Source organism: Streptomyces flavotricini (assembly GCF_020639365.1).
GTDB lineage: Bacteria > Actinomycetota > Actinomycetes > Streptomycetales > Streptomycetaceae > Streptomyces > Streptomyces flavotricini.
This window is the reverse complement of record NZ_JAINUL010000001.1, coordinates 1,971,896-1,985,036: the sequence shown is the minus strand read 5'-3', so window position 1 is coordinate 1,985,036 and position 13,141 is coordinate 1,971,896. Positions and strand designations below refer to the sequence as shown.

General features: G+C 72.4%; 9 protein-coding genes, 1 tRNA gene and 1 pseudogene. 6 read left to right on the top strand and 5 right to left on the bottom strand.

Annotated features, from left to right (window positions below; translation table 11 throughout):
* Window position 1 precedes the first annotated feature (1 nt).
* Window positions 2–703 (bottom strand): thiamine pyrophosphate-binding protein, encoded by a 702-nt coding sequence (locus K7B10_RS09120; protein WP_229335530.1) that lies wholly within the window; start codon window positions 701–703, stop codon window positions 2–4.
* Between the two features lie 138 nt (window positions 704–841).
* On the opposite strand from K7B10_RS09120, the gene K7B10_RS09115 reads away from it, so the two are divergent.
* A tRNA-Pro gene (locus tag K7B10_RS09115) sits at window positions 842–915 on the top strand.
* Between the two features lie 238 nt (window positions 916–1,153).
* On the opposite strand, the pseudogene K7B10_RS09110 reads toward K7B10_RS09115, so the two are convergent.
* Window positions 1,154–1,795: pseudogene (locus K7B10_RS09110) on the bottom strand (cytochrome P450); the annotation flags it as partial.
* Between the two features lie 3 nt (window positions 1,796–1,798).
* Here K7B10_RS09110 and K7B10_RS09105 point away from each other — a divergent pair.
* The gene (locus tag K7B10_RS09105; RefSeq protein WP_229344867.1) at window positions 1,799–2,068 is read left to right on the top strand and encodes a TetR/AcrR family transcriptional regulator; all 270 of its coding nucleotides are present in this window, start codon (window positions 1,799–1,801) and stop codon (window positions 2,066–2,068) included.
* Between the two features lie 181 nt (window positions 2,069–2,249).
* Here the strand turns inward: K7B10_RS09105 and K7B10_RS09100 are convergent, their stop codons facing one another.
* Both K7B10_RS09100 and K7B10_RS09090 read right to left on the bottom strand, forming a co-directional pair.
* Window positions 2,250–4,289 (bottom strand): M4 family metallopeptidase, encoded by a 2,040-nt coding sequence (locus tag K7B10_RS09100; RefSeq protein ID WP_229335528.1) that lies wholly within the window; start codon window positions 4,287–4,289, stop codon window positions 2,250–2,252.
* A 1,020-nt stretch (window positions 4,290–5,309) separates the two neighbouring features.
* Complete coding sequence (locus K7B10_RS09090) at window positions 5,310–5,585, bottom strand: acylphosphatase (protein ID WP_229335526.1); 276 nt, start codon at window positions 5,583–5,585, stop codon at window positions 5,310–5,312.
* Between the two features lie 382 nt (window positions 5,586–5,967).
* Here K7B10_RS09090 and K7B10_RS09085 point away from each other — a divergent pair, with 382 nt between their 5' ends.
* The 4 genes from K7B10_RS09085 (at window position 5,968) to K7B10_RS09070 (ending at window position 12,178) form a co-directional block, all read left to right on the top strand.
* Entirely contained in the window at window positions 5,968–6,186 is a 219-nt protein-coding gene (locus tag K7B10_RS09085) for a hypothetical protein (protein ID WP_030869645.1), read from the top strand.
* Between the two features lie 73 nt (window positions 6,187–6,259).
* Window positions 6,260–7,066 (top strand): HlyD family efflux transporter periplasmic adaptor subunit, encoded by an 807-nt coding sequence (locus K7B10_RS09080; RefSeq protein WP_229335525.1) that lies wholly within the window; start codon window positions 6,260–6,262, stop codon window positions 7,064–7,066.
* A gap of 50 nt (window positions 7,067–7,116) precedes the next feature.
* On the top strand, window positions 7,117–9,258 hold the full coding sequence (locus tag K7B10_RS09075; RefSeq protein ID WP_308284566.1) for an NHLP family bacteriocin export ABC transporter peptidase/permease/ATPase subunit: 2,142 nt from the start codon (window positions 7,117–7,119) through the stop codon (window positions 9,256–9,258).
* Window position 9,259: 1 nt separating this feature from the next.
* On the top strand, window positions 9,260–12,178 hold the full coding sequence (locus K7B10_RS09070; protein ID WP_229335523.1) for an NHLP bacteriocin export ABC transporter permease/ATPase subunit: 2,919 nt from the start codon (window positions 9,260–9,262) through the stop codon (window positions 12,176–12,178).
* A gap of 23 nt (window positions 12,179–12,201) precedes the next feature.
* Here the strand turns inward: K7B10_RS09070 and yczE are convergent, their stop codons facing one another.
* On the bottom strand, window positions 12,202–12,930 hold the full coding sequence (yczE, locus tag K7B10_RS09065; protein WP_229335521.1) for a membrane protein YczE: 729 nt from the start codon (window positions 12,928–12,930) through the stop codon (window positions 12,202–12,204).
* Window positions 12,931–13,141 lie beyond the last annotated feature (211 nt).

Here is a 13,141-nt window from a genome sequence, read left to right as displayed (position 1 = left end):
TCTACTGCTTCTTCTCGACACGGGCGACGACGGCGTGCGGCCGGCCCGGATGCGGTGTGGTGAAGGCGGCGTGCAGGGCCGCGTGGTCCCGGCCGTCGACGGTCACCGCCGACCAGCCGGCGGCTTCGAAGCGGGAGGCGATGCCGCCGCGCCAGCCGTGGGTCGCGGAGTCGTTGTCGATCACCACGGTGTGCAGCCGCTCCAGCCCGGCGGCGCCGGCATAGGCGATGGCCTCGTGGTTGCTGCCCTCGTCGAGCTCCGCGTCACCGATCAGCACCCACACCGCCGGCTCGTCCAGCCCCTGCGCCCGCAGCCCGAGCGCACTGCCGACGGCGAGCGGCAGCCCGTGCCCGAGCGAGCCGCTGCCGATCTCCACTCCGGGGATCAGCGTGCGGTCCGGATGGTGCCCGAGGGGCGAGTCGTACGAGCCGAACCCGCGCAGCCAGTCCTGCGGGAAGAAGCCCTTGGCGGCGAGCACGGCGTAGTACGCCATCGGCCCGTGCCCCTTGGAGAGCAGGAACCGGTCCCGCCCGGGCTCCTCGGTGCCCCCGGGCTCCACGCGCAGCACCCGGTCGTAGAGCACCCACAGCACGTCGAGCGTGGAATGCGCGGCGGGCCCGTGCTTCTCGGCCCCGGTCATGAGCGCGATGAGGCGGCCCAGATCGTCATAGCGGAACCCCGTGTCCGCGGTTGCCTGTGTCATGCACCGATCGTGCAACCTCAAGCCCGCTTGAGGTCAAGTCCGTCCCGACCCCGCGAAAGGTGCGCGCGACCACCCCGCGAAGTGCGGTATCGTTCTCGTGCGCGTTCACCCCGGGGGAAACCCCAGGTCAGCGCGGATCGGGACGTGGCGCAGCTTGGTAGCGCACTTGACTGGGGGTCAAGGGGTCGCAGGTTCAAATCCTGTCGTCCCGACTCGAGAGAGTCGCAAGTCAGGGGCCGTTTCAGAGTGATCTGAAACGGCCCCTGACCGTTTTCGTGGACCAGCTGGGGGCCGAAGCAGCACCAGGGCATGGTCCGGACCGGTGACGAAGGCCGCCCACCCGGTCCGGTCGCGCCGGTGACCGTTCAGGCGGGGCGGGGGCCGTTCCCGCGCGGATGCCCGAACCCAGGCACAGGCCGGCGTCGATCCGTACGGTCCACGTCACGTCGCTCACCACCCGATCGGCATGACGCGCGGCCCGCGGACCAGCATCTCGGTCTTCCATGTGACGTCCCCCACGAGCTTCAGCCCGGGGAAGCGCGCCAGCAGCGCCCCGAGGGCCTCCTGGAGCTCCATTCGGGCCAGCGGGGCCCCCAGGCAGTGGTGCACGCCGTGGCCGAATCCGAGGTGCTGGTTGGAGGGGCGCCGGATGTCGAGGACCCCGGGGGCGGCGAAGCGCAGCGCGTCGCGGTTGGCGGCGCCGATCGCGACGAGCAGCGGGTCCCCGGCCCGGACCAGGGTGCCGCCGACCTCGACGTCTTCGGTGGCGTAGCGGGCCTGACCCGCCCCACTGCCCAGCGGTACGAACCGCAGCAGCTCCTCCACCGCCCGGGAGATCAGTGCGGGGTCCCGTCGCAGCAGTGCGAGCTGCTCCGGGTGGTCGAGCAGGGTGAGGACGAAGTTGGGGATCTGGGAGGCCGTGGTTTCGTGCCCGGCCACCAGGACCGCCACGCACAGGTCGACGAGCTCCGGCTCGGAGAGGCGGTCGCCATCGGTGTCCCGGGCCTCGATGAGCGCCGTCATCAGGTCGTCCTGCGGGTCCCGGCGGTGCAGTGCGATCAGCCCCGCCATGTAGGCGCGCAGGCGACGGCGACCTTGCGGGAGTTGGGCGGGGAGTACCGGAAGGTGCTGGCCGGCCTGACCCCTGGGCAGGACGGCGCCCTGCGTGCCGATCTGGCCATGGCCTGGCTGCTCGGGATCGGCCTGATGCGCACGGTCACCGCCCGCGAACCCCTGGCCAGCGCGGACCCGGAGAGGGTGTGCCGACTCGTGATGACCACCCTGGACCGCTTCTGGACGCTGCCGGCGCAGCCCCCGCCGCCGGACGCCGACCACGGTCCCGAGGGGCAGGCGCCCCCGAGGTGAGCACGCGCCTGAGCTTCGGCGCCGGGGCCTGCGGGGAGCCTTCCGGATCGGCACGGCAGCGCCCGCCGTCCCGGGTGCGGCACGGCACCAGCCATGGGGAAGCGCGCGCTCGGGCATGCGAAGGTGCCCGGAGCCGCGGGGGCCTCCGGGCACCTCGTTCAGACCATGGCCGGTCGGCCGGTCAGAAGGTGAGCTTGAAGTCGGTGATCGTGCCGACGTCTGCGGCGCCCTTGTCCTGGACCTTCAGCTTCCAGGTGCCGTTGGCCGCCACGGCCGAGGCGTTCACGGTGTAGGTCTTGTCCAGGTTCGCCGTGGAGTCCGAAGAGGAGTTCTGCAGGCGGAACGAGGTCCCGTTGGGGGCCACCAGGTCGATCTGGAGGTCGCCGATGTAGGTGTGGGTGATCTTCACGCCGACCTTGAGGGTGCTCGGCGCGTTGCCGGTGACGCCGGTGACGGCGACCGACGAGGTGACCGCGGGGCCGGGGGAGTCCGGAATGGCCACGCGGGTCGTGCTCTCGAAGACCGTGCCCGGGTTCGGGTTGCCGCCGCCCGAACGGGCACCGACGTTGACCGCGGCCCATGCGTCGGTGACGGCGTTGACCTCGGCGCTGCCGGCCCCGTACAGCTCGGTCGCCGCCGCGATCGTGCCGGCGCGGGCACCCGCGTAGTCCGTGGTGGAGTTGAACTTGGTGGTGAGCGCCTTGTACCAGATGAGCTGCGCCTTGTCCCGGCCGATGCCGGTGACGGGCAGGCCGTCGGAGGTGGGCGAGTTGTAGCTCACGCCGCCCACGACCTTGGCGCCGGAGCCCTCGGAGGCCAGGTAGAACCAGTGGTTGGCCGGGCCCGAGGAGTAGTGGACGTCGAGGTTGCCCACACCGGAGTACCAGGCGTCCGCGGAGCCGCCGTCCTTGCTCGGCTTGTCCATGTAGCGCAGCGGGGTGCCGTCGCTGTTGATGTCGATCTTCTCGCCGATGAGGTAGTCGCCCGGGTCGCTCGGGTTGTTGGCGTAGAACTCGACGGACGTGCCCATGATGTCGGAGGTGGCCTCGTTCAGGCCGCCCGACTCGTCGCTGTACTCCAGGCCGGCGGTGGCGGCGGTGACGCCGTGCGACATCTCATGGCCGGCGACGTCCAGCGAGGTCAGCGGGTCGTTGTTGTTCGTCCCGTCGCCGTACGTCATGCAGAAGCAGCTGTCGTCCCAGAAGGCATTGACGTAGGCGTTGCCGTAGTGGACGCGGGAGTAGGCGGCGACTCCGTCGCCGCGGATCCCGGAGCGGCCGAGGACGTTCTTGTAGAAGTCCCAGGTGACCCCGGCGCCGTAGGCGGCGTCGGCGCCCGCGGTGGCGGCGTTGGAGTTGGCTCCGTTGCCCCAGGTGTCGGTGGACTGGCTGAAGAGCGAGCCCGTGCCCGAGGTGCCGTGGTTGAGGTTGTACGTCTTGTGGCCGCCGCGGCCGGTGTCGTTCAGGGTGAAGTTCGTGCCCGACTTCGACGTGCCGAGGGTGACCTGGCCGCTGTAGTGGGTGTTGCCGACACCGGTCTCGATGCCCTGCCACTGGTGGAGCTTCGCGCCCGTCTTGGCGTCGGTGACGACGTGGAGCTGGTTGGGGGTGCCGTCGTCCTGGAGCCCGCCGATGACGGTCTCGTAGGCCAGGGTGGGCACGCCGTTCGCCATCCACACGATCTTGCGGGGGGCGGCGTCGGCCTTGTCGGCCTTGGAGCCGGCCGCCTTCGCGGCGTCGAGGGCCTTCGCGGAGGCGGCCGCCGGAGCGTCGGCCGGGGCGGAGGTGGAGACGCCCTGGAGCGTGGCCTCGGACGCCTTGCTCACGCTCTGGGTGCGGTCGGCCGCGGTGCGGTTGACGACCAGGTCGCCGCCGAGGACGGGGAGCCCCTCGTACGTGCGCTCGTACCGGGTGTGGGTGGTGCCGTCCTGGTCCTTGACCACATCGTGGACGAGGAGCTTCTCCTGCGGGCCCAGGCCGAGTTCCTCGGCCGTGGCGGCCGTGGTGCTCTGCGCCTTGGCTATGAGCTCGGCCCGCTGGGAGGGGGTGAGCTGCGCGGGGAGTGCGCCCGGGTTGCGGACCTGGCCCTTGGGGGCGGCCGCGTTCGCGGACGGTTCGGGCTGCGCGTTGGCGGTGCCGGCCTGGACGCCGACGGTGAGGAGGGCGGCTGCGGCGAGCAGGGCCCCGGTGGCGGTGGCGTTCCGCCGGTGCGTGGACTTCACGCGGACTCCTTCGGTGCGTGGGGGGTGGAACCGGCGGCCGGGATGAGGCCCGCCGGGAGGAGCGTTCGATCTCGTCGTGCTGGGGATGTGGAGAGGTTGCCAGCGATCTTCATGATCGCCATGGACACGACAGGTATTGGCCGAAACGCGTCCGGATTTCGCCCCACCGCGTCCGCTGGGCGGACGTTCGGAGCCTGCGCAGATGGGCATACTCGGCTCTAAATCGCCTTATTTCGGGTGTCACTTGACCCGGGTCAAGACCGTGAATGGCGCGTTTCGCGAACAGGTAAAGCGTTCGACATCAAGCGTCAAACAGTCTTGTTCTGAACAGGACTTGGCGGGTCTGATCGCGAAGACGTCGCTCCGAGCGGCGCCACCCCCAGGGAGTGGTGACCGGGACCCTGACCGCCTCCGGGCACTCCCCGGCGGTCCCGCGCACCGTGGCCCGTCCCGCCGTCGCCGGCCACCAGCTGGTCCGCGCCGCGGGAAGCCCGCTCTCCTGCGAGGAGTGCCGGGGCATGCGGAAGATCGCGTGCTGCACCCGCCGCAGTACCGCGAGGCGTACGACCTCAACCCGCTCCACAGGGCGGGCATCACCGGCAAGGGGCGCACGGTCGTGATCGTGGACTCGTTCGGCTCACCGACCGTCCAGCACGACCTGGACGTCTACAGCGCGCAGTTCGGGATGCCCGGCACCGAGGTGCAGGCGGTCGAGTGGGGCAACGCCCCGAAGCGGGACCCGGAGAACGCCGCCATGCTGGGCTGGGCCGGCGAGGCGACCCTCGACGTGGGGATGGCACACGCGGCGGCGCCGGGCGCCGCGACTGACGCCCCGCCACGACCGGCCCGGGGGTGTGCGGTACGTCGCCCCGCGCGGGCGGTGTGCTCCCCGTCCGGCCCGGCCGGGGAGGTTCGAGGGGCGTGCCCTCCGCGGCCGGCACGCGTCGGACCACCACGGGGCGGCGGACGGTGCGCGCGGCTCGCCGATCCGGCCGGTACCCGGCGTGTCCCTTCCTCCGGTCAGTCGATGATCTCGAAGGTCGTGAGGGCTTCGAGGGGTTCCTCGTGGACTTCCACCCGGGTGACCGTGGCCGTGGGCGGGCCCTGGCGGGTCCAGGTGATCAGGCGGGCCACCGCTTCCGCGGGGCCCTCGAAGGCCGCCTCGACCGTGCCGTCCGGGAGGTTGCGGACCCAGCCGGCCACGCCGTAGTCGAGGGCCGTACGGCGGCAGGTGTCGCGGAAGAAGACCCCCTGTACCCCGCCGTGGACGATCACTCTGCTGCGCACCCGTTCCATGGGCCGACCATAGCCGGGCAGGTGACGGTCCGTACGGATTGTGGTCGCGGCGTCACGGGATGCCGCTCCCGGGAATCTTCACCCGGTGAAAGTGGAGGGGGTGGGTCCTGTTACATCCTCGGCTGGTTCATGGGGTGGTTCGGGAGGGTTTGGGCATTCGGGGTGACGGGGCGGTCGGATGTGTTACTCGATCTTGTGGAGGGGGTGTGGGGATCTGCGGGAATGGTCGGGGAGTTCGTGGTGCGTGTCCTCGTCCCCCTTCATGTGGGGTCTCAACGTGGTTGGCTGCGTTGGTTGTTCGCGTGCTTTCATCTGTCCGGCGTGGGTCGTGGTCGGCCGCGTTATTCGAGAATGTTCAGACGACTGAAAGGGTGCGCACATCATGCGTAACGACATCGAGACCCGTGAGATCGCCGACAACGAGCTGGACGCGGTTTCCGGCGGTGTCAGCATTTCCGGTGGGCTGCTCGGCGCCGTGACCGGCGACGTCTTCCACGTGGTGAACACGGTCACCTCGCTCCACACGGTCCAGGGCGTGCAGGCCCTGCCCGGCCAGGTCGAGGGCATCGCCGGCGTGCGCGCCGGTGTCGCCGGCCTCTGAGTCGGATGTCCGTGTGAGTGGACCCCGGAGCGTATTCCTCGTTCCGGGGTCCGCCGTGTGAGAAGGGGAGTTCGTGCAGTTCCGTCGAAAGGCACTCTCCAAACTGCAATCCGGCGACGAGTTCGATCTGCCCGTGCGATTCGCCCGGCCGCAGGGGAGATTCGTGCTCTGCGTGAGCGTTCTCGTCGTGGCCGCCGCCGGTGTGTGGGCGTTCGGCGGGTCTGTTTCCGCCAAGCAGAGCGCACCTGGAATCCTCACGCGCGCCCAAGGCAGTTACCTGCTCCAGAGTCCTTTCTCCGGACAGGTCACCACCGTGCTCGCCAAAGAGGGGCAACTGCTTTCCCCCGGCGCGCCCCTGCTCCAAGTCGCCACCGAGCAAGGCGAACGGACCGTGCGCGCCGTGGCCGGCGGCCGGGTGACGGGCCTGGTCGCCAAGACGGGCGCCGTCGTGGCGGTGGGCGCGGACCTCGCCGTCCTGGAACGGGTCGGCGGCGCGGACGAGCCGTTGGTCGCGGTGCTGTACGTGTCCGGGGCCGGCGGTGCGGAGATCCGCGTCGGGGCTCCCGTCGACGTGGACGTCCAGTCCGTCCCCCGGGAGCGCTTCGGCGTGCTGCGCGGGCGCGTCAAGGAAGTCGGGCGGGCGCCCCAGACGCAGGCGCAGATCGGCGGCTTCCTCGCAGACGCCCGCCTCGCCGCGCAGTTCGCCCGCCAGGGCAATCCGGTAGCGGTGCTCGTGCAGCTCGAACGCTCCTCCGCGACGACCTCCGGCTACCGCTGGTCCACCTCGGACGGGCCCCCCTACCCCCTCGACTCCACGACGCCGGTGACCGGATCCGTCCACCTCCCGGCACAACGCCCCGTCGATTGGCTGCTCCCGTGACCACCTCCTCCCGTGGCCGACCGCGCCCCCCGCGCCGCACGCCCCGTCCCGTGCGCACGCCCACCGTGCTCCAGATGGAGGCCGTGGAGTGCGGGGCCGCCGCGCTGGCCATGGTGCTCGGCCACCACGGCCGCTTCGTACCGCTGGAAGAGCTGCGCATCGCCTGCGGGGTGTCGCGCGACGGCTCCCGCGCCGGCAACCTGCTGAAGGCCGCCCGCGGCTACGGGCTGACCGCCAAGGGCATGCAGATGGACCTGGCCGCACTCGCCCGCCTGAGCCCGCCCGCCATCCTCTTCTGGGAGTTCAACCACTACGTCGTCTACGAGGGCACCGGCCGGCGCCTCGGCCGCCGGGGCGCGTACGTCAACGACCCCGCCAAGGGGCGCCGGTTCGTCCCCATGGAGGAGTTCGACACCGCGTTCACCGGCATCGCGCTCGTCTTCGAACCCGGCCCGCGCTTCCGCCGCACAGGCCGCAGACAAGGCGTCATGAGCGCCATGCCGGCCCGCCTGCGCGGCACATCGGGGACGATGCTCGCCGCCGTGCTCTCCAGCCTCCTGCTGGTGGCCGTCGGCGCGACGGTGCCCGCGCTGAGCCGTACGTACATCGACATGTTCCTCATCGGCGCGCAGAGCTCCCTGCTGGGCGTGCTGTTCACGGCGATGGCGGCGGCCCTCGTCCTGACGGCCGTACTCACCTGGCTGCAGCAGGCCAACCTGCTGCGCGGCCGCATCATCTCCTCGACGCTCGGCAGCGCCCGCTTCCTGCGCCACCTGCTGCGGCTTCCCGTCGCGTTCTTCACCCAGCGCAACCCCGCCGACCTCGTCCAGCGCCTCCAGTCCAACGACGCGGTCGCCGAGACCCTCGCCCGCGACCTCGCCGCCGCCGGCGTGGACGCCGTCGTGGTCGTGCTCTACGCGGTCCTGCTGTGGACGTACGATCCGCAACTCACCCTCGTCGGCGTGCTCATCGCCCTGCTCAACCTCGCGGCCCTGCGGATCGTGATGGGGATGAGGGCCACCGGCACGCAGAAGCTGCGCGCCGAGAGCGCCCGGCTCACCAACACCTCGTACAGCGGCCTGCAGCTCATCGAGACGATGAAGGCCACCGGCGGGGAGGACGCCTTCTTCCGCCGCTGGGCCGGCCAGCACGCCGTCACCCTCGACGTCCAGCAGCGGCTCGGCGTCCCCAGCGCCTGGCTGGCCGTGGTCGCACCCACGCTCGCCGCCCTCAACAGCGCGCTGATCCTGATGATCGGCGGCCTGCGGGCGGTGGAGGGGCACCTCTCGGTCGGCCTGCTCGTCGCCTTCCAGGCCCTGGTGACCAGCTTCACCGCGCCGATCACCCGCCTGGGCGGCGTGGCCGGACGGATCCAGGACTTCGCCGCCGACATCGCCCGGCTGCGGGACGTCGAGAACTTTCCCGTCGACCCCCTCTACCTGCGCCGCGATCCGCTCTCCGGCACCCGCCGGCTCAAGGGCCACGTGGAGCTGGACGGCATCACCTTCGGCTACGGCCCGCTCGACGCGCCGCTGCTGAAGGGCGTCTCTCTCGCGGTCGGCCCCGGGCAGCAGGTCGCGCTCGTCGGCGGCTCCGGCAGCGGCAAGTCCACCGTCTCCCGCCTGATTTCCGGCCTCTACACGCCGTGGGAGGGGGCCATCCGCATCGACGGGATGCGGCTGGAGGACATCCCGCGCGGCGCGCTGGCCGCCTCCGTGTCCTTCGTGGACCAGGACGTCTTCCTCTTCGAGGGCACCGTCCGCGACAACGTCGCCCTCTGGGACCCCTCCATCCCGGACGAGGCCGTCGTCGCCGCCCTCCAGGACGCCGCCGTGTACGAGGTGGTCGCGCGCCGGGCCGGCGGCATCCACAGCCGCGTCGAGCAGGACGGGCGCAATTTCTCCGGCGGCCAGCGCCAGCGCCTGGAGATCGCCCGCGCCCTGGTGCGCCGTCCCAGCGTCATGATCCTGGACGAGGTGACCAGCGCCCTGGACGCGGCGACCGAGCAGATCGTCATCGACAACCTCCGGCGCCGCGGCTGCGCCTGCGTGGTGATCGCCCACCGGCTGAGCACCGTGCGCGACAGCGACGAGATCGTCGTACTCGACCGGGGCACGGTCGTGGAGCGCGGACGGCACGAGCAACTCCTCGCCGCGCGGGGCGCGTACGCCGGACTGGTCAAGGAGCACTGACGTGGCGACCCCGCACCGGGCCCAACTGCCCCACTCCGTACCGGATCCCGTCGTCGCGGCCCTCGGCGGGCTCGGCTCGGCCGTCGACTGCACGGGCCTGCGCAGCTTGTCCCTGGAAGGGCCGCTCGTACTGTGGCTCGTCCTCCGGGGCGAGCTGGACCTGTTCGCCGTCGACGCCGCACAGTCGGGCCACTGGCACTTCCTCGGCAGGCTGGGGCCGGGGGCGCTGCTGCTCGGCCCGGTCGACGGCCCCGCGCACACGCTGACCGGGCGCCCGCTGCAAGGCTGCGTGCTGCGCCGCATCGAGCTGCGCGAGCTGCACCGGCCGGCGTACGGGGCCTCCGGGGGCCCCGCGTACGGCGGAGACTGGGGCTGGTACGGCGGGTACGGCGGGTACGGCGACCACGGCGAGGCGTGGCAGCCCGCGCCCAGCCCCCTCGAGGACGCCTTCGCCCGTGGCATCGGCCGGGGCCTGCGCGTGCTGTACCAGGCACCGCTGGACGGCGGCCCGGACACCGCGGCCCGGGGCGGCGCCGACGAGGACATCCTCTGGATGCAGATCCCGCCGGGCAGCGTGCAGTACGGCGCGGTGTACGAGCCGTACGAAGGCGCGGCGGCCGCGGCGGGCGCGCCCGGCACGCTCCTCGTCGACGAGAGCGTGTGGCAGGGCATGGTGGACCGGCAGTACCGGCTGCTGACCGCCCTGGACCGCCGCATCGAGCAGGACGAGCGCGACCACGCGGACCGCACCGCCGCCGGCATCGAGGCCGGCGAGGCGGCCCGTACCCAGGCGGACCGCACCCTGCTCGACTCCATCGGCCGCTCCCGCCGGGGCTCCCGCCGCGCCGCGGGCGACGACGCGACCTTCGCCGCGTGCCGTCTGGTGGCCGCCGAAGCCGGCATCGCCCTGACCGGGCCCACGGGCGCGGACGCGGCCCCCGGCCCCGCGCGGACGGACCCGGTCGAACGCATCGCCCTCGCCTCCCGCGTCCGCACCCGCCCCGTCAAGCTCACCGGCCGCTGGTGGCGGGAGTACGGCGGCCCCCTCGTCGGCCGGCGCGCGGACGACGGGACACCCGTCGCGCTGCTGTGGCGGCGCGGCCGGTACGAGGCCGTCGACCCGGCCACCGGCGCCCGCGAGCGCCTCCGCCGGGGCAACGAGGCCGCCTTCGCGCCCCACGCCGTCATGTTCTACCGCCCCCTGCCCGACCGGAAGCCGGGCCTGCTCCACCTCGTCCGCTTCAGCGTCCGAGGCAGCGGCCAGGACCTGCGCGGCCTGATCCTGGGCGGGCTCGGAGCCGTCGGCCTCGGCGCGCTCGTCCCCGTGGCCACCGGCCGGGTGCTCGGCACGTACGTACCGCACGCCGAGGACAGCCTCATCGTGCAGACCGCGCTGGCGCTCATCGCGACCAGCGTGGTCTCGGCCGCCTTCATGCTGCTCCAGAACATCTCCGTCCTGCGGACCGAGGGACGCATCGAGGCCACCTTGCAACCAGCCGTGTGGGACCGGCTGCTGCGCCTCCCGGTGACCTTCTTCGCGGGCCGCTCCACCGGGGAACTCGCCGCCGCGGCCATGGGCATCAGCTCCATCCGCAGCCTGCTGTCCGGCATCGTCCCGGTGTCCCTCCAGGCGGGCACCGTCGGCGCGATGAACCTCGTGCTGCTGCTCGTCTACAGCGTGCCGCTGGCGCTGGCTGCGCTCGCCATGCTGCTCTGCGTCGCCGCCGTCTTCCTGGGGCTCGGGCTGTGGCAGCTGCGTTACCAGCGCCGGCTGATCCGGCTCGGCAACAAGCTCGACAACCAGGCGTTCCAGACCCTGCGCGGACTCCCCAAACTGCGCGTGGCCGCCGCCGAGAGCTTCGCGTACGCGGCCTGGGCGCGGGAGTTCGCCCGTACCCGCGAACTGCACCGGCGCATCGGCCGGATCAAGAACGTCCTCACCGTCCTCAACGCGGTCTACCTGCCGCTCTGCACGCTCGCGATGTTCATGCTGCTGGCCGGGCCGGCCCGCGGCACCATGTCGGCGGCCGAGTTCCTCACCTTCAGCACCGCCGTGACGATGATGCTGTCCTCCGCCACCCAGCTGACCGGCGCGCTCCTCTCCGCCGCGGCCGTGCAGCCGATGTTCGAGCAGGTCAAGCCGCTGCTCCAGGCGGCTCCGGAGGTACGGACCGCAGGCATCCGGCCGGGCGAGCTCAGCGGCGCCGTCGAGGTGCGCAACCTCTCGTACCGGTACGCCGACGACGGCCCGCTCGTCCTGGACGACGTCTCGTTCGCCGTGCGGCCGGGGGAGTTCGTCGCGGTCGTCGGAGCCAGCGGCTGCGGCAAGTCGACCCTGCTGCGCATGCTCATCGGCTTCGACCGGCCGGTCTCCGGCAGCGTGCTGTACGACGGCCAGGACCTGGCCGCCCTCGACCAGGCGGCCGTACGACGCCAGTGCGGTGTCGTCCTGCAGAACGCGCAGCCGTTCTCCGGGTCGATCCTCGACTGCATCCGCGGCTCCGGTGCGTACTCCCTCGAAGAGGTGGCGGAGGCCGCCGCGCTCGCCGGCCTCGCCGAGGACGTCGACGCCATGCCGATGGGCCTGCACACCGTGCTGTCCGACGGCGGCGGCACCGTCTCGGGCGGCCAGCGCCAGCGGCTGATGATCGCCCAGGCCCTCATCGGCAAGCCGCGCGTCCTGTTCCTGGACGAGGCCACCAGCGCCCTGGACAACGAGGCCCAGCGCGTGGTCATCGAGTCCACCCGCGCCCTGCGCGCCACCCGCATCGTGATCGCCCACCGGCTGTCCACCGTCATGGACGCCGACCGGGTGATCGTGATGGCGGACGGCCGGATCGCCCAGCAGGGCCCGCCCGCCGACCTGCTCGCCGATCCGGCGGGTCCGTTCCGCGAGCTGGTCCGCCGCCAGGTCGGATGACCGGCCGGGGGAGCGCCGGCAGCTCAGCCCCGGGCGAGGTCCGCGGCCCGGGCCGGGGCCGCGGCCCGGGCCGGTTCCAGGGCCCGGTCCGGTTCCGGGGCGCGGGCCGGTTCCGGGGCGCGGGCCGGTTCCGGGGCCTTCGCCTCCTCCGGGAGGGCGAAGACGCGGAGGAAGAGCTGTGAGAGCGGGCCGATGGCCAGGGCGTACGCCACCGTGCCCACCCCCGCCGTGCCGCCCAGGAGGACTCCGGCCGCCAGGACCGTGAGCTCCATCCCGGTACGGACCAGCCGCAGCGAGCGCCCGGTCCGCCGGTGCAGCCCGGTCATGAGGCCGTCGCGCGGGCCCGGCCCGAGGCGTGCGGCGATGTAGAGGCCGGTCGCGACCCCGTTGAGGACGATGCCCGCCGTCAGCAGCGCGGCCTGCGGCACCGCGCCGTGCACGTCCGGCAGCACCGCGAGCGTGGCGTCCATGGTCAGGCCGACGGCGAACACGTTGGAGACGGTCCCGAGCCCGGGGCGCTGGCGCAGCGGCACCCACAGGAGCAGGACCAGCGCGCCGACGGCCACCGAGACCGTTCCGATGCTCCACCCCGTGCGCTCGGCGATCCCCTGGTGGAAGACGTCCCAGGGGTCGAGCCCCAGTCCGGCGCGGACCACGAACGCGGAACTCGCGCCGTACACCGCGAGCCCGACGTAGAGCTGCAGGAGCCGACGGGGCAGACGCCGCGCGCGGCGGACGGGGGCGAGGGACACCGGTGGAGCCTTTCGGGGAGCCAAAGACCGACAGGTCTTACCGTGTGGCATCCCCTGAACGGCCCAACAGGGCCAATTCGAACCGAGTGGCCTGATCTTCGGCAGGCCGGCTCCAGCGGGGCCCGGGCCCGCCGCTTCCCGTGAGAACAGGCACACTTTCGTCCCTTTTGGTCCGAATTGATGAATGCTGGTTCCCGGTCCACACCGATCC